The organism is Streptomyces sp. NBC_00775 (assembly GCF_036347135.1).
Classification (GTDB): domain Bacteria; phylum Actinomycetota; class Actinomycetes; order Streptomycetales; family Streptomycetaceae; genus Streptomyces; species Streptomyces lutosisoli.
The window spans coordinates 895,255-910,794 of the sequence record NZ_CP108938.1; the positions used below are offsets into that span (position 1 = coordinate 895,255).

The window sequence follows — 15,540 nt, forward strand, 5'->3', positions numbered from 1 at the left end:
TCCCCAGGAGGCACCCCCCATGTCCCCCCTCCGCAGAGTTCTCGCCTGTCTGGCAGCGACAACGGCCGCTGTCGGCGGGCTCACGGCGATCGCCTCCCCCGCGGCCGCCGCCGACTCGGGCACCTTCAGCGTGCTCAGCTACAACGTCGCCGGACTGCCGGAGAGCCTCTCCAGCGCGTCCACGCCCCGCGACACGAGCACCACGGCGATCGGCCAGCGGATCGCCCCGTACGACATCGTCCACGTCGAGGAGGACTTCAACTACCACGCCTACCTCTACGCGGCCGACACCGCGCACGCCTACCGCACCCCCACCAGCGGCGGCGCCGGCATAGGCAGCGGACTCAACACCCTCTCGAAGATCTCCTACGACACCGACGACTTCGAGCGGGTCGGCTGGAACTCCTGCCAGATCGACTCGGGTGACTGCCTGACGCCCAAGGGCTTCACCTTCATGCGGGAGCGCCTCGCCGAGGGCGTGTACGTGGACTTCTACAACCTGCACACCAACGCCGGTACGAACGACGGTGACCTGGCCTCCCGCGCGGACAACCTCAACCAGCTCACCGCGTTCATCAAGAGCCACTCGGCGGGCAACGCCGTCGTCGTCATGGGTGACACCAACACCCGCTACACCCGCTCCGGTGACACCATCGCCGAGTTCGGCGCGGCCAACGGTCTGACCGACGCCTGGGTGCAGCTCATCCGCGGCGGCACCCCGCCCGTCAAGGGCAGCGACGCGCTGGTCTGCGACCAGACCGGGGCCACCGTGCCCAACACCTGCGAGGTCGTCGACAAGATCCTCTACCGGGGCAGCAAGCTCGTCTCGCTGAACGCCACCGGCTACAACAACGAGCACGCGAGCTTCCTGACCTCCGACGGGCTGATGCTCTCCGACCACGACCCGATCACCGCGAAGTTCAGCTGGTCGCGCACCTCCGCCTTCCAGCTGAGCGACCAGTTCGGCGGCCCGCACGGGGACTACTTCAACGACATCGACAGCGTGCCCGCGGGCGCCCGGGCCATCACCGTCTCGCTGCACGCCGGTTCCCGCGTCGACCAGATGGGGCTGACGCTCAGCAACGGCACGACGCTGGCGCACGGGGGCACGGGCGGCACCGCCTCGTCACTCACCCTCGGCAGCGGCGAGTACGTCACGTCGGCGCAGCTGTGCGAGGGCCAGAAGGACAGCCAGACGAGGATCTTCTACGCCAAGTTCACCACCAACCTCGGCCGCACTCTCGCGGGCGGCACGACGACGTCGGACTGCGTCACGCGCACCGCGCCGTCGGGCTGGCAGATCGCCGGCTTCCACGGCCGCACGGGCGACGAGGTCGACAAGATCGGCTTCATCTACACCCAGCGCTGACCGTTCTCCGTACCCGGCAACGGCCCTCCCCGCCACACTCGTTCACGCGTGGCGGGGAGGGCCGTGTGTGTGGTGCTACCTCACGAAGAGAGCCACTCGGTGGCGTTCAGCGCGAGCGAGGCGTTCGTGGCGCCGGTGTCGTTCCAGCCGTCGTACAGCGTGTTGCCGGACTGGCCGGTGCCGTCGTCGATCGGCGAACTGTCGCCCCAGAAGGCGACCTTGCCGCTGCCGAAGGTGCTGGTGGCGAAGAACGCGCCGGTGTTGCCGGAGTAACCGCTGCGGTAGAGCAGGCCCTTGACGGCGGAGTTGTCGGCGGGCTTGAGCGTGGCCGTCGTACCACTGGCGATCAGGCTCTTGGTGACCGTGCCGAACGAGCCGTGCAGGACCGCGTTGGTGCTGTCCGATATCGCCGCGGGGTAGCCGGAGCTGATGCTCAGCGAGTCGATGGAGAAGCCGAACGGGTCGGTGGCGTCGACGCTGTTGTTGGTCATCAGGTCGTTGAGGATCTCGACCGCGTCGTAACCGTCGCTGTTGCGGTCGGCGCCGGTGTGGTCGGAGATCATGAACAGACCGCCGCCGTTCTTCACGAACGTCATGATCGCGGTCTTCTCGGCGGTCGTGAAGAGGGTGTTCGGCTCGGGCAGCACCAGGGTGTCGAAGTTCGACAGGTCGGTCGCGGCCGTACCGCCGTACGTCAGCTTGGAGCCCGAAGGCAGCGTGTCCAGCGAGTAGTCGCCGGTCTGCTGCAGCGCCACGCCCCAGGACGAGAGAGCGCCGGTCCAGTCCGTCTCGGAGGACGGGGAGGAGTCCTGGCCGAGCGGGTCGGGCTGGCTGGTGGAGATGATCCAGTCGGCGTTGCCGGCCGTCTCGGCGTGGCCGTTGTCGAACAGGACGCGGTGCGTGGTGGCCGCGTGGGCGGGGGCGGCCGAGGTCGTCTGGAGTGCGGCGCCCGTGAGCAGCACGCCGAGCGCGGTGAGAGCGGTGGCGAGTCTGTGGCGGGGCTTGGTGGGGGTGAGCATCCGGCATTCCTCCATGAGTGGGGGGACGGTGGAAGAGGCGGTGCGGGTCGCCGATCTGCGCGCGTAGAACGGCCGTTGAACAACTGCCGCTCGACACAGGCGTGGACAGTACACACAAGATCACGGGCACCGGGAGACCCGTACGCCACTTCTTAGAAAGCTCTTACCGTGCGACACAACCACCCCACGGCAAGGGTGAATTGACGCTCCGTCAGGAAACGTCGGCCAGCCAGGGCCTGACCTGCTTGCGCGCCTCGTGGAGACGCGACTTGAGCGTGCCGATCGGGATGCCGACGCGCTCGGCGACCTCGGCGTACTCCAGCTGGCAGATGTCCCGGTAGACCAACGGCGCGACCAGGTGCGGATGTTCGCGCTCCAGTCGCTCCAGCGCCTCCAGGAGGTCGACCCGGGAGCCGGCGATGACGCTCGTGGTGCGCGGATCGACATGCTGCGACGCGTCGATCGCGCCCGGCTGCTCGGCCGCGCGCCGCTTCAGCTCGCGGTACTTCTGGCGGGCGCAGTTGGCGACGACCGTGTACAGCCAGGTGCTGAACCGGCTGCGGCCCTCGAAGGTGGTGATCTTCCGGGCCACTTGGAGGAGCACGTCCTGGGCCGCCTCCTCGGCGTCCTCACGGCAGGGCAGGAAACGACCGCAGCGCCGTACCACCTCGGGCCGGACCTTCTGGAGCAGCGCGTTCAGTGCCGGCCCGTCACCGGCGGCCGCACGCAGAGCGAGCTCCTCGGTCTCCGCCACGTCCTGCACCGGTCGCTCCCCTCGGTGTCGATCAGAGGCCAGGCATCCTATCCGCCCGCCGCCCGCTGCACGCCGGGGCTTACTGGCCGGCCGCGCCCTCGTCCAGGGGGTCGTCCGCGTCAACCGGTGTCAGGCCGGGTTCCTCGATGGCGTCCGGCAGCGCCTGTTCGGCCCAGATCACCTTGCCCTGGGGGGTGTACCGGGTGCCCCAGCGCTCGGTCATCTGCGCCACCAGGAACAGGCCCCGGCCTCCCTCGTCCATCGTCGCGGCGTACCGCAGATGGGGCGAGGTGCTGCTGCCGTCGGCCACCTCACAGATCAGCGTGCGGTCGAGGATCAGCCGCACGTGGATCGGCTCGGAGGCATAGCGGATGGCGTTGGTGACGAGCTCGCTCAGGACGAGCTCCATGCTGAAGCCGAGCTCGGACAGGCCCCACTCGTCCAGCTTCTGGGACATGACGTCGCGCATCCCCGCGACGGCGGCCGGGTCGAGCGGCACATCCCAGTCGGCGATCCGGTCGGGCGCCAGCACCCGGGTGCGGGCGATGAGCAGGGCGACGTCGTCCTGGGGACGCCCGGGCAGCAGCTCGTCCAGCACGGCCTGGCAGCTGTCCTCGGGTGACCGGTCGGGGTGGCCCGCCAGCGCATCACGCAGCAGCTCCATTCCCACGTCCAGGTCGCGCCTGCGGTCCTCGATGAGGCCGTCGGTGTAGAGCACGAGCTGGGTGCCCTCCGCGAGGTCCAGCTCGGCGGTCTGGAACGGCATACCGCCGAGGCCGAGGGGAGGCCCGGCCGGCAGGTCCGCGAAGGTGACGGTTCCGTCGGGGTGGACGAGCGCCGGGGCCAGATGCCCCGCACTCGCCATGGCGCAACGGCGCGTCACGGGGTCGTAGATCGCGTACAGGCAGGTGGCGCCCACGACGCCCGCGGCACGCTCCGTACCCGCCTCGTCCTCGTCGATGCGGCCGACCAGGTCGTCCACATGGCTCAGCAGTTCGTCGGGCGGCAGATCCAGTGTGGAGAAGTTGTGCACCGCGGTGCGCAGCCGCCCCATCGTGGCGGCGGCATGGAGGCCGTGGCCGACCACATCGCCGACGACCAGCGCCACCCGGCCCCCCGGCAGCGGAATCACATCGAACCAGTCTCCGCTCACGCCCGACTGGGCGGGGAGGTAGCGGTAGCCGACGTCGAGGGCGCTCTGCTCGGGCAGGGCCCGCGGCAGCAGGCTGCGCTGGAGGGTGACCGCCAGGGCGTGCTCGCGGGTGTAGCGGCGGGCGTTGTCGATGCTGACCGCGGCCCGGGCCACCAGTTCCTCCGCCAGTGACAGCTCCTCCTCGTCGAAGGGCTCGTGCTGCTCGCAGCGCCAGAAGTTGGCCATGCCCAGCACGACACCGCGGGCCTGGATCGGAGCGGTGATGAGGGAATGGATGCCGTAGTCCATGATCGCCTTGGTGCGCTCCGGGTCCTGCGCGTGCCAGCCCGTGGCGGTCGACAAGTCGGCCACCAGCTCGGAGTGGCCACTGCCGTAACCGCGCGCCTGAGGCGTGGAAGGCAGAAAGTTGATCAGCCGGCCCATCTCATAGAGCGGATGGTCGTCTCGGATGCCGCACACGGCCGTGCGTCGCATATCCGTTGCCGTGGGCGCCGGCTCCTCGCCGTGCAGCACGGCGTCGGCCAGGTCCACGGTGACGTAGTCGGCGAAGCGGGGGACGGCGACCCGCGCCAGCTCGTCGGCGGTGCCGAGCACGTCCAGGGTGGTGCCGATGCCGAGTCCGGCGTCGTACAGCAGCTTGAGCCGCTCCCGTGCTACCTCCGCCCTGCCGGTCAATGCCTGGAGCTCGGTGGAGTCACGCAGCGTCACCACCGTTCCCTTGGGACCTCCGCCGCGATCCGTGGGGCGCTGGTTGACCGCCAGCAACCGCTCTCCGGCGAAGTGCACCTCGTCAGTGGCCTCGCGCCCGGAGACGAGCAGCTCCATCGTCTCGGGGTCGAGGCTCGACAGCTCGGACACGAGCCGTCCCTCGACGTCCGGGGGCAGCTCCAGCAGCCGTCTGGCCTCGTCGTTCGCCAGCAGCAGTCGCCCGTCGCCGGCGACGATGAGCACCCCTTCGCGCACGGAGTGCAGCACCGCGTCGTGGTGGTCGTACATGCGGGTCATCTCGTCCGGGGCCAGGCTGTGGGTCTGCCGTCGCAGCCGCTTGGCCACCAGTACCGTCCCGCCGGTGGCCACCAGGAGCGCCCCGGCCCCGGCGCCCAGGATGATCGGTAGCTGCCGGTCGACCTGATTGGTCACGTTCTTGACCTTCAGCCCGGCGGAGACGAGGCCCACCACCTTGCCCTTCAAGTCATCGATCGGGACCGTGGCCTGCACCTCCTGGCCGAGCGGGCCGTGGACGCTTTCCACGTAGACCTTGCCCGCCAGCGACGGCCCGATGGTGCCCACGAACCGCTTTCCGATCCGGCTCGGCAGGGGGTGGGTGTAGCGGATGCCATGGGTGTCCATGACCACGATGAAGTCGACTCCGGCAGCCTTGCGCGCCGCCTCGGTGAGCGGCTGGAGAATCTTGCTCGGGTCGGGGGTCTGCAGTGCCGCGAGGACACCGGGAGAGTGCGCAAAGGTCTCCGCCACGGCCACGGAGCGGCGCCTGGCCTCGGCGTTGGTGTCCCGCTTCGACTGCAGGGCGACGGCGAACACGCCGCAGGCCACGAGCACCACGACCAGCGCCACCTGGAGAACGAGCACCTGCCCGGCAACGCTTCGCGGGCTCCTGCTCACCAGTGACTTCAGCGATTTGCGTCGAAAAAGGGCGAAAAAGCTCGCCATGCGACCTTTCTAGCACTGGTGATCCCGAGTGACCAGAGCTCGCCCGAGGAGCGATGCCCACCCGGATCCCCCTCGGGCGACCGCTCGGGCATGTACCGCACGGCTTCCACCCTGTGGCCACCACGGCGCCCCGGCCGACGGAAATCCTGGACGCTCCCGTACCGCTTCCCGACCGCGCCGTCGGCCGGACGAGAACGGGCGGCGGGGCGATCGAGGCAGTGGGCGGCAACAGGTGGATGCGGGCGTGCGCCCCTGATCGCCGCACCTAAAGCATGATCCCCCCGAGCCCAATGTCGGCTTTGACCGATACAATGCACTTTGTGACCATGTCTGGGCGGCTGCGGCGCCGTCGTCCGTCCTACCGCGGCCGATGGGAAGCCGCCCAGCTGTCACCGGTGATCCTCACCGTCCTCATCGCCGGCTTGGCCTTTTCCACACCGCGGCAGATCGCCGTCAGTCGCCTTCTGCCCGCCGCCCCCGCACTCGCCGCCGCGATGTGGGCCGTGCTCCCCACGATTCTGCTGGGGACGTTCTGCCTGATGATCATGATCATCCTCAGCTTCTTCTACGCCGACCTGGGGACGCAGTACACGTCGGCCGCGATCGTCGCGGTCACCTTGGCGGCCGCGTACGGGAGCCACGTCCGGCTTCAGCGGGAGGAAATACTCCTCCAGGTCCGCCTCGTGGCCGACGCGGCCCAGAAAGTGCTGCTGCGCCCCCTGCCACGCCACATCGAGAACGTCGAGATCGAGTCGCTGTATCTGGCGGCCCAAGTGCAGGCCCGGATCGGCGGCGACTTCTACGAGGCGGCCGGCACACCGTTCGGAGTCCGGCTGCTCATCGGCGATGTACGGGGCAAGGGCCTGTCCGCGGTGGGGGCGGCCTCGGCGGTGATCAGCTGCTTCAGGGAGGCCGCATACGAGGAGCCCGACCTGCGGGGCATCGTCCATCGCCTGGAGACCAGCATCGCCCGCCACAGCGCCGCGTTCCCCGGCCCGGATCTGCCGGAACGCTTCGCCACGGCTCTCATCGCCGAGATCCCGCACGGCGGCGGCCTCGTCAGGCTTCTCAACTGCGGACACCCTCCGCCGCTGCTCGCGCACCACGGGAACATCCGCGTCCTGGACCCCACCGTCCCCTCGCCGCCTCTCAACCTCTCAGCGCTCATCGGTGACCACTACTGCGTCGATACGGTTCCCTTCGCCCCGGGCGACCAGTTGCTGCTCTACACCGACGGCGTGTCGGAGACCCGGGACCGTGCCGGCGAGTTCTTTCCGCTGCCGGACTGGCTGCGGCGGCAGGGCCCGGAGCCGCCCCGCGAGCTGCTCGAGCGGCTTCACTCGGACCTGCTCCACTTCAGCGGCGGAGGGCTCGACGACGACATCGCGGCCCTCTCGGTAAGGTCCCGACTGACGTGACAGGTAGGGTTCAACAACCCGACCGTTGCCAGGAGCAGCAGCCCGTCTACGGACAGCGGCCACAGCGCCGCGCTCGTGGCATCCGCCTCGCCCTGGAGAGCCAATGCCCGCTGGTGAAAACAGGAGGCGTACGCCGCCCCGGCCGCGACCAACAGGGCACAGCCACTGCGCACCCCCACGTCGGCTCCAGCTGGGTGAGCCCCTGCTCACGGGTCTTCCGGCGGGTTGTCCATGCTGAGGGATCCCCTGGAGCGCATCGGCCGCTACCGTCTGGACCGGCGCCTGGGCGCGGGCGGCTTCGGCGTGGTCTGGCTCGCCCATGACGACGTCCTTGAGGCGGCCGTCGCGGTGAAGGTGCTGTCCGAGAACTGGGTCGACCACCTGGACATCCGGGAACGCTTCCTCTCCGAGGCACGGCTGCTGCGCCGCGCCGACTCCAGCCGGGTCGTCCAGGTCTACGACATCGGCGAGCTGCCCGACGGCAGGCCTTACTTCGTCATGGAGTACGCCGACGGGGGCACCCTCGCCGACCGGCTCGAGGCCGGACCGTTGCCCGTCGCCGAGGCCCTGCGGCTGACGGCCCTCGCGGCGCGGGGAGCGGCCGCGCTGCACGAGGCCGGCATCGTGCACCGGGACATCAAGCCGTCCAACGTGCTGCTGCGCACCGCGCCCGGGGGCCTCGACCGCGTGCTGTTGGCGGACCTCGGTCTGGCCAAGAGCCTGGCCCAGGCATCCGGGCTGACGATGGCGGCGGGCTCCGCGGGCTACACGCCGCCCGAGCAGGCCGCGCCCGGGTCGGGCATCGACGCCCGGGCCGACGTGTACAGCCTGGGCGCCCTCGGCTACCACCTCGTCACCGGCACGGTCCCCGGCCCGCCCGGCAAGGTCGTACGGCCCGACCGGCTCCGTACGGACCTGGCCCCCGACGTCCAGCGGGCGTTGCTGCGCGCCATGGAACCCGACCGTGAGCGGCGCTGGCCCACCGCCGCCGGTTTCGCCGCGGAGCTGGAGCGGCTGGCCGACCCCGGCGCCGGCCCCCGGCCTCCCCGGCGCCGTCGGCGGGCGGTGATCACGGTGCTGGCCGCCGCGGTCGTGGCCTGCGCCGTCGGCGTCACCGCCGCGATCGTGACGCGAGGATCCGCCGCCGGAACCGTCCGGGTCGAGGACAGCACCGGCCGGGTCACGGCCGAGGTGCCCGCCGCGTGGGGCCACCAGCTGCGCGACTCCGGATGGAATCCACGGGCCTTGGGCCTCAAGGCCGCGAAGGAACCCGGTCTCGCCGTCGCGGACGACCTCACCGCATGGCAGGACCTCGGTTCGGACGTCAACGGAGCCTTCATCGGCCTGAGCGAGCAGGGCGACGTCACGGCCGAGGTCCGCGCGGTCGCGCACACCGGATGCCACTACGACGGCAGCCGCACCTACACCGGCGCGCAGTGGCACGGTCTGATACGGACCTGGAGCGGCTGCCCGGGCAGCGGCGGTTCCCTCTCGGAGGCGGGTCTCACACCGGCGGGCGGCGCCGAGCAGCCCCAGGTGTACGTCCAGATCCGTCAGGACGACGGCGACCGGAACGCGACCGACCGCGTGCTCGGGTCCGTACGAGTCGGAGACTGACCGGGAGGGCGAGCGCGGCGAAAATTCCCCGACGATCCCGCGAACCTTTCCGGGTCCCGCCGCATCGAAGACTGATGACGGGGCACAAGGCGCCGTGCGCACGCGTCAGGACGCGTGCGGTGATGCTCAAGGAGTGGTGACATGGCGACCTTCCGGCGCGGCGCGGCGGACACGGACCGGCTCGGCGCGGTTCCCGCACCCCGCACTTCGACTCCCGCCCGGCGGGCGGCGCTGCTTGCGGGTGTCGCGCTGCTGGGCGTGCTCACCGCCTGTGGTACCGACAACAGCGGGGCCGGTACGCCGCAGAAGCTGCCCGGCACGGCCGAGCCGGCCTCCGGAGACCGGACCACGGACGCCGGTTCGCCCACCACGGCGAACCCCACCGGGAGTGCCGCCCCGACCGGATCCGGTACGACGTCGGGATCGGCGTCCGCCTCCTCCGGGAGCGGCTCGACCGGCACCCGCTGCCACACCTCCGAACTGCGCGCGTCGGTCGGGAACAACGACCCGGGCGCGGGGCAGGAGAACTTCCCCGTCGTCCTGACCAACGGCTCCGGGCGCAGCTGCACCCTGCGCGGCTACCCCGGCGCGGCGTTCGTCGACGCGTCCGGCAAGCAGCTGGGCCCCGACCCGCGGCGCTCCTCGGGCACACCGACGACCGTCACGCTGGCGCCCGGGCAGAGCGCGTGGTCCGGCCTGACGTTCTCCAACCCGGAGATCAGCGGGGCCGGTACGGCGACGCCGGCCGCGCTGCTCGTCACACCGCCCGACGAGAAGGACTCGCTCAAGGTGACGTGGACGCAGGGGAAGGTGCCGGTGTCCGGCAACGCCTCGTCGGTCTCCTTGACGGTCGTCCAGGCCGGCACCGGAGCCTGAACCCACCGGCCTCATTCCCCTCTGCCCCGCCACCTGCCCCGCAGGTCGGCGGGGTTTGTCACGGAACGGCTACATGGCCTGAATCACACGACCCTTTCCGGAATTCCGCGCATCCCACCGTTTGACGCACCCCGCAGAACGGCGCGTCACAGGAACACAGGCTCCCGCCGTACGGCGGGGGCCGTACCGAGGAATCGGGGGATGATCATGAGCGGTATCTCACGCAGGCGGCTGCTGACCGCGACGGCGTCGGCGGGCGCCCTGGGCGCGCTCTCCGCCTGCTCCGCGAACGACTGGTCCGTGGGGACCAGCAACGGGGGCGGGCACACCTCGGCGCCGAGCCGGCGGCCCAAGCTCATCGGCGACGGCTCCACCGCCGACACCGGAGCCCAGCCCAAGCAGCCGAAGGCGGAGCGGCTGAAGCCCGGCGAACGCCCGCCGCAGTTCGTGGTGTTCTCCTGGGACGGCGCGGGCGAGCTCAGCAACCAGCTGTTCTCGCGCTTCCGCAAGGTCGCCGCCGACCACGGCGCCTCGATGACGTTCTTCCTCAGCGGCATCTACACCCTGCCCGAGTCGAAGAAGCACCTCTACAGGCCGCCGCAGCACCCCGTCGGCGCCTCCGCGATCGGATACCTCTCCGACCGGCACATCCATGACACGCTCCAGCAGATACGCGCGGCCTGGCTGGAGGGCCACGAGATAGGCACCCATTTCAACGGCCACTTCTGCGGCACGGACGGGGTCCGCCGCTGGTCCCCCGCCGAGTGGCGCAGCGAGATCGAGCAGGCGACGCGCTTTGTGACCGAGTGGAAGACCAACACCGGCTTCACCGACCTCGATCCGCTCCCCTTCGACTACCGCAAGGAACTGATCGGCGGCCGCACCCCGTGTCTGGAGGGGCAGGCCAACCTGCTGCCCACCGCCGCCCAGCTCGGCTGGAAGTACGACGCCAGCTCGCCAGGTGGCCTCCAGATATGGCCGGGCAAGGTCCAGGGCGGCCGGATCTGGGACTTCCCGCTCCAGTCCATCCCCTTCCCCGGCCACTCCTTCCAGGTCCTGTCGATGGACTACAACCTGATGGCCAACCAGTCGAACGCGAACCCGCTCGGCGACCGCTCCCAGTACGACGCCTGGCGCACCCAGGCCCGCGACAGCTACCTCGCCGGTTTCCGTCGCGCCTACGAGAGCAACCGGGCCCCCTTCTTCATCGGCAACCACTTCGAGCGGTGGAACGGCGGGATCTACATGGACGCCGTCGAGCAGGCCATCACCGAGATCGCCACGCATGACGACGTACGTATGGTCTCCTTCCGGCAGCTCGTGGAGTGGCTGGCGGCTCAGGACCCGGCGGTGCTGCGGAAGTTGCGCACGCTCAGCCCCGGTCAGTCGCCGCTCGGCGGCTGGGCGGATTTCCTGGGCACGGCTTCCGCACCGTCCGGCGCCACCGCGTCCTGACGATCAGCGGTGGCCTCCTTGGCCTCCCCCGTCTCCGGAGCCGTATCCGCCGTACCCATAGCCGTCTCCGGAGCCGTACTGCCCGCTCCCCTGGCAGTAGTCGTAGTACGGGTAGGAGCAGTAGCCGTACGACGGAACGGCGGACGACGGAGCCGGCTGGGGGGTCGGCGTCGCCGAGGCCTTGTCCGTGGCGGCCGGCGACGGAGTCGTCGACGCCTTGGGCAGGGCGGGGGTCGCGGGCGCGGCCGATTCAGCGGCGGAGTCCCAGTTGACCACCTCCAGCTGGAGCGAGGGCGAGGAGGTGTCGAGGGTCCAGCGCTCGGCCGGCTCGTCCTTGCGGAGTTTGAGGACCAGCGCCGCCTCGGCCTTGGCGGAGGCGGGTGCGAGGGCCAGGTCCTGGTTCCAGCGCGGCACCAGCGTGCCCTGGAGGGTGAAGTCGTAGCGCACGTTCTTGGTGCCGGGCTGCGACTCACCCGAGCAGGGAGCGAGTTGGACCGAGTAGCCCAGGTGGGAGTCGAGGCAGAGGCCGGGGTCGGCCACGTCGCGCAGCAGCCCGTCCGCCTCGTACGTCCACCGCTGGGCCGACTTCGAGGTGCACGAGGTGAGTTCGGTCTCCATGCCCTTCGCGGGCTTCTCGCCCACGATGCCGATGCACAGCCCGGTCGCGGCGTTGCGCAGGCGGCCCCCGGTGCCGTTCGCATGGTTGCCGGTACCGACCCAGGACGGGTTGGCGCCGGGCACCGTGCCCGAGCCGGAGCTGGGCGCCTCCGAGGAGTTGGTGCCCTCGACCATGCCGTTCCGGCCCTCGGAACGGGAACCGGCCACCCACAGGACCAGCGGGACCAGGATCAGCGTGCTCACGGTCAGCACGCCGAGGGTGACGTTCCGGCGGCGCGGGGCGCGTCGGGGGGCCTTGTGCGTCGTGGCCCGGTGGGTCGACGGGCGGGAGCCGGCGGGCGACTGGGCGCGCCGCGCGGTGCGCGGGGGAACGTCGGGGCGGCGAGGGACATCTGCCGGAGAGGGGAACTCTCCCTGTGCGGCGGCGAGTTCGGACGTCGCGCCCACGGCGGCCTCGACGGCCCCGGGCGGTTCCGTCACCTCCACGATCGCGGTGGCTCGTCCCACGCGGGTGTCGAGGTAGGCGCGCGCACCCCAGCCGAGCACGGCTTCGGCCAGCGGGAGGGCGAGTTGACCGTTGAACTGGTTCAACTGGTCGGCGGCGTACCGGCAATGCGCGCATCTGGCCATGTGGCGCCGCAGATCGGGATCGAGTTCGACTCCGCCGCGCCGGAGGGACACGTCCAGCATGCGGCTGTAGCGGCGGCACTCCTGCTCGGGGGCCAGTTCGCGATGGATCTCCAGACAGCCCTCGCGCAGGCGTTCACGGGCCCGCCGCAGTTCTACGGCGGCGTCCTCGACGGCTAGGCCCAACAGGGCTGCGGGCACCTCGAGTTGTTCGGCCTCCGCCTCCATGTGCCAGAGCAGACAGCGGGCGGGCTCGGGGAGCCGCTGGAACGCCCGGGAGAGCAGGCGTCTGCCCTCCGGCGGAAGGAGGCGCGCCGCGGCCCGGCCCTCACGGTCGGAGCCGGAGACCAGTTCGGGATGGAGCAGCTCGCTGCGCTGGTCCATGAGCCACTCGGCGGCTATGCGGCGGACGGTGACCAGCAGCTGCGGACGCCACGCCGCCGTCGGCCCGGCCTGCCGCAGTGATTCGCCGAACAGGCGCGTGAATGAGGCCGTGGTGAGTATTCCGGCGGGACGCACACCGTGGGTGCACAGGCGCGCATAAGAGAAGACCGCTTCCCAGTGGCGGTCCAGGAGTTCTCCGACGGGATGGTGCGCGGGCGTGGTCGCCGGGCTCTTCTTCAGGTCTGCCGCAAGCCTCTCATCCGAAACCTCGAACGATCGAGCGGGCGTTGGGGAATGAGACAGCGATGCGTCATTCACGTCCACTTTCCTCCCAAAGGTAACGCAGGAATTAGTCCATACCAATGGGTATGTAGCCCGCCCGCCGAGGCGGAGGGACTACCCATGGGGGGTTGCGCCGCGAACGACCGCCTCTGGCAGCTCTTTTGAAGCGAGGGGGGAACGGGCGCACCGTACGCGCACAGAAGGAAGTTGAAAGTTTGTCTGCACGCCGACAACGCACACCTTTGCACAGGGCGGCGAGCCGGAACAAGCTGTCTCGCCTTTTTCCCTTTCCCGTCACCGGACGGGATATTGACCAAACGTCAGCAGGAGACTCGCAAAGGAAATTCGGATTCCCGTAGCCGCCACGAACCGCCACACAACTCACCACATTGGGAGCGCTCTCACGCACCCCGCCGGCTTGCGCCTCAGTGCCCGCTGATCGCCCGAGGCGTGTACGGCCGCTCCAGTTCCTCGATCTCCTTGTCCGTCAGCTCCAGGGCGAGGGAGGCGACCGCGTCCTCGACGTGGTGCGGCTTGGTGGCGCCGACGATGGGTGCGGTCACGGTGCTCTGGTGCAGCAGCCAGGCGAGAGCGACCCGGGCGCGCGGGACCTCGCGCTCGGCGGCGATACGGGCGACGGCGTCGACGATCTCGCGGTCGCCGTCCCGGTAGAGCCTCCTGCCGAACTCGTCGGTCCGGCTGCGCGCCGTGTCCGTGTCCCAGTCGCGGGTGAGGCGACCGCGGGCGAGCGGGCTCCAGGGCAGTACACCGACGCCCTGGTCGGCGCAGAGCGGCAGCATCTCCCGCTCCTCCTCGCGGTAGAGGAGGTTGTAGTGGTTCTGCATGGAGACGAACCGCGTCCAGCCGTGCAGCCGGGCCGTGTACTGGGCCTTGGAGAACTGCCAGGCGTACATCGAACTCGCCCCGAGGTAACGGGCCTTGCCCGCCTTGACCACGTCGTGCAGCGCCTCCATCGTCTCCTCGACGGGCGTGGCGGGGTCGAAGCGGTGGATCTGGTAGAGGTCGACGTAGTCGGTGCCGAGGCGGCGCAGACTGTTGTCGATCTCCGTCATGATCGCCTTGCGGGACAGGCCGCGGCCGTTGGGGCCGTCGTGCATCGCGCCGTTCACCTTGGTCGCGATGACGATCTCGTCGCGGCGCGCGTGGCCGGCGAGCACCCGGCCGACGATCTCCTCGCTGGTGCCGTCGGAGTACACGTTCGCGGTGTCGAAGAAGGTGATCCCGGCCTCCAGCGCCTGGCGGATCAGCGGGCGGGAGGCCTCTTCGTCGAGGGTCCACTCGTGGGTGCCGCGGTCGGGAAGACCGAAACTCATGCAGCCCAGGCAGATCCGGGAGACGTCCAGGCCCGTCGAACCGAGCTTCACGTACTGCATGCTCACTCCTGCTCTCGCCGGCGGTGGGGTGGGGAACTCCGACGACTTGTTCCCTGCCCGCCACGAGCGCCGCGAAGCCCTACTCCACGGGGGCCGCCACGTCGTCGTACACATGCGCGGCCGTGATCAGGCCGTCGCCGCCGCGCGTGTAGACGGCGAGGCCCGCCTGCGGCGGCAGGTCGGCGTCGCCCCAGCGGTCGCAGATGTACTCGAACGCGCTGCGGGTGCCGTCCTCCGTGACCGTGCACAGCTTGAGCGGGATACCGCCGCCCGCGGAGAAGAAGCCCTTGTAGAAGCTGGACAGCACCTCGGTGCCGGCATACCGGTAGGCGTCTCCGGACGGCTCGCGGAAGTAGCCGTCGGCCGCGAAGGTGGCGACGACGGCAGCGGCGTCGCCCGCTCCGAGGGCCGCCTTGTAGGCGCCCACCACATCGGAGGCGTGCGCGTCCGGGTCGTACGGCAGCACCGGAGAACGTACGACGTGATGGCCGAGCAGCGGCCACCGGGAGTGGTAGATCCGCACCGGCAGCGCGGCCGCGGGCTCCACGGCGACGGCGACGGGGAGCCCGATGCGTGTGCCGTCCGGACCGCGCAGGTGCACGACCCATTCGCCGACGGCCCGCGGCTCGGTGACGGTGGTGGCGACCGGCTCGATGTCCACCTCGTGCTCCGCGCGCCACTTCTCCTGCTCGGCCAGCCAGGCGGCGAGCACGCCCGCGCCGCTGATACGGCCGGCTTCCGGGTCGTCGAGTGCGACGGGAACCGTGGCCGCTGTCGCATGGTGCAGGGCCTCCGGGTCGCGCAGGGCGGCGGCCAGGTCGGCGGCACCGAGACGGTCGGCGAGATCGGCGATCTGCGGGATCCAGACCATGAGGACTCCAGAAAAGTGTGTGTCGGGTCGTC

At 70.5% G+C, this 15,540-nt stretch carries 12 protein-coding genes; 5 read left to right on the forward strand and 7 right to left on the reverse strand.

Going from position 1 to position 15,540, the window contains the following annotated elements; all coding sequences use genetic code 11:
- Positions 1 to 19 precede the first annotated feature (19 nt).
- The gene (locus tag OIC96_RS04275; RefSeq protein WP_330309218.1) at positions 20 to 1,369 is read left to right on the forward strand and encodes a jacalin-like lectin; all 1,350 of its coding nucleotides are present in this window, start codon (positions 20 to 22) and stop codon (positions 1,367 to 1,369) included.
- 80 nt (positions 1,370 to 1,449) lie between these two features.
- On the opposite strand, the gene OIC96_RS04280 is transcribed toward OIC96_RS04275, so the two are convergent.
- From OIC96_RS04280 to OIC96_RS04290, 3 genes are all read right to left on the reverse strand, one after another.
- Positions 1,450 to 2,388, reverse strand: a complete 939-nt coding sequence (locus OIC96_RS04280; protein WP_330309217.1) for a hydrolase — start codon at positions 2,386 to 2,388, stop codon at positions 1,450 to 1,452.
- A gap of 211 nt (positions 2,389 to 2,599) precedes the next feature.
- The gene (locus tag OIC96_RS04285) at positions 2,600 to 3,151 is read right to left on the reverse strand and encodes an RNA polymerase sigma factor (RefSeq protein ID WP_330309216.1); all 552 of its coding nucleotides are present in this window, start codon (positions 3,149 to 3,151) and stop codon (positions 2,600 to 2,602) included.
- Positions 3,152 to 3,221: 70 nt separating this feature from the next.
- The gene (locus OIC96_RS04290; protein ID WP_330309215.1) at positions 3,222 to 5,966 is read right to left on the reverse strand and encodes a SpoIIE family protein phosphatase; all 2,745 of its coding nucleotides are present in this window, start codon (positions 5,964 to 5,966) and stop codon (positions 3,222 to 3,224) included.
- Positions 5,967 to 6,292: 326 nt separating this feature from the next.
- On the opposite strand from OIC96_RS04290, the gene OIC96_RS04295 reads away from it, so the two are divergent.
- Positions 6,293 to 7,384, forward strand: a complete 1,092-nt coding sequence (locus OIC96_RS04295; RefSeq protein ID WP_330310392.1) for a PP2C family protein-serine/threonine phosphatase — start codon at positions 6,293 to 6,295, stop codon at positions 7,382 to 7,384.
- Here OIC96_RS04295 and OIC96_RS04300 read toward each other — a convergent pair.
- Entirely contained in the window at positions 7,303 to 7,563 is a 261-nt protein-coding gene (locus tag OIC96_RS04300; protein ID WP_330462119.1) for a DUF2637 domain-containing protein, read from the reverse strand. The genes OIC96_RS04295 and OIC96_RS04300 overlap by 82 nt on opposite strands.
- A 52-nt stretch (positions 7,564 to 7,615) precedes the next feature.
- Here OIC96_RS04300 and OIC96_RS04305 point away from each other — a divergent pair, with 52 nt between their 5' ends.
- From OIC96_RS04305 to OIC96_RS04315, 3 genes are all read left to right on the forward strand, one after another.
- The gene (locus tag OIC96_RS04305) at positions 7,616 to 9,001 is read left to right on the forward strand and encodes a serine/threonine-protein kinase (protein ID WP_330309214.1); all 1,386 of its coding nucleotides are present in this window, start codon (positions 7,616 to 7,618) and stop codon (positions 8,999 to 9,001) included.
- Positions 9,002 to 9,142: 141 nt separating this feature from the next.
- Complete coding sequence (locus tag OIC96_RS04310) at positions 9,143 to 9,877, forward strand: DUF4232 domain-containing protein (RefSeq protein ID WP_330309213.1); 735 nt, start codon at positions 9,143 to 9,145, stop codon at positions 9,875 to 9,877.
- A 207-nt stretch (positions 9,878 to 10,084) separates the two neighbouring features.
- On the forward strand, positions 10,085 to 11,332 hold the full coding sequence (locus OIC96_RS04315) for a hypothetical protein (RefSeq protein ID WP_330309212.1): 1,248 nt from the start codon (positions 10,085 to 10,087) through the stop codon (positions 11,330 to 11,332).
- Between the two features lie 3 nt (positions 11,333 to 11,335).
- On the opposite strand, the gene OIC96_RS04320 is transcribed toward OIC96_RS04315, so the two are convergent.
- The 3 genes from OIC96_RS04320 to OIC96_RS04330 form a co-directional block, all read right to left on the reverse strand.
- Complete coding sequence (locus OIC96_RS04320) at positions 11,336 to 13,096, reverse strand: RICIN domain-containing protein (RefSeq protein ID WP_330309211.1); 1,761 nt, start codon at positions 13,094 to 13,096, stop codon at positions 11,336 to 11,338.
- A 572-nt stretch (positions 13,097 to 13,668) separates the two neighbouring features.
- Complete coding sequence (locus OIC96_RS04325) at positions 13,669 to 14,637, reverse strand: aldo/keto reductase (RefSeq protein WP_330309210.1); 969 nt, start codon at positions 14,635 to 14,637, stop codon at positions 13,669 to 13,671.
- 79 nt (positions 14,638 to 14,716) lie between these two features.
- Positions 14,717 to 15,508 carry a nuclear transport factor 2 family protein gene (locus tag OIC96_RS04330; protein WP_330309209.1) on the reverse strand — a complete coding sequence of 264 codons (792 nt, stop codon included), beginning with the start codon at positions 15,506 to 15,508 and terminating at the stop codon, positions 14,717 to 14,719.
- Positions 15,509 to 15,540 lie beyond the last annotated feature (32 nt).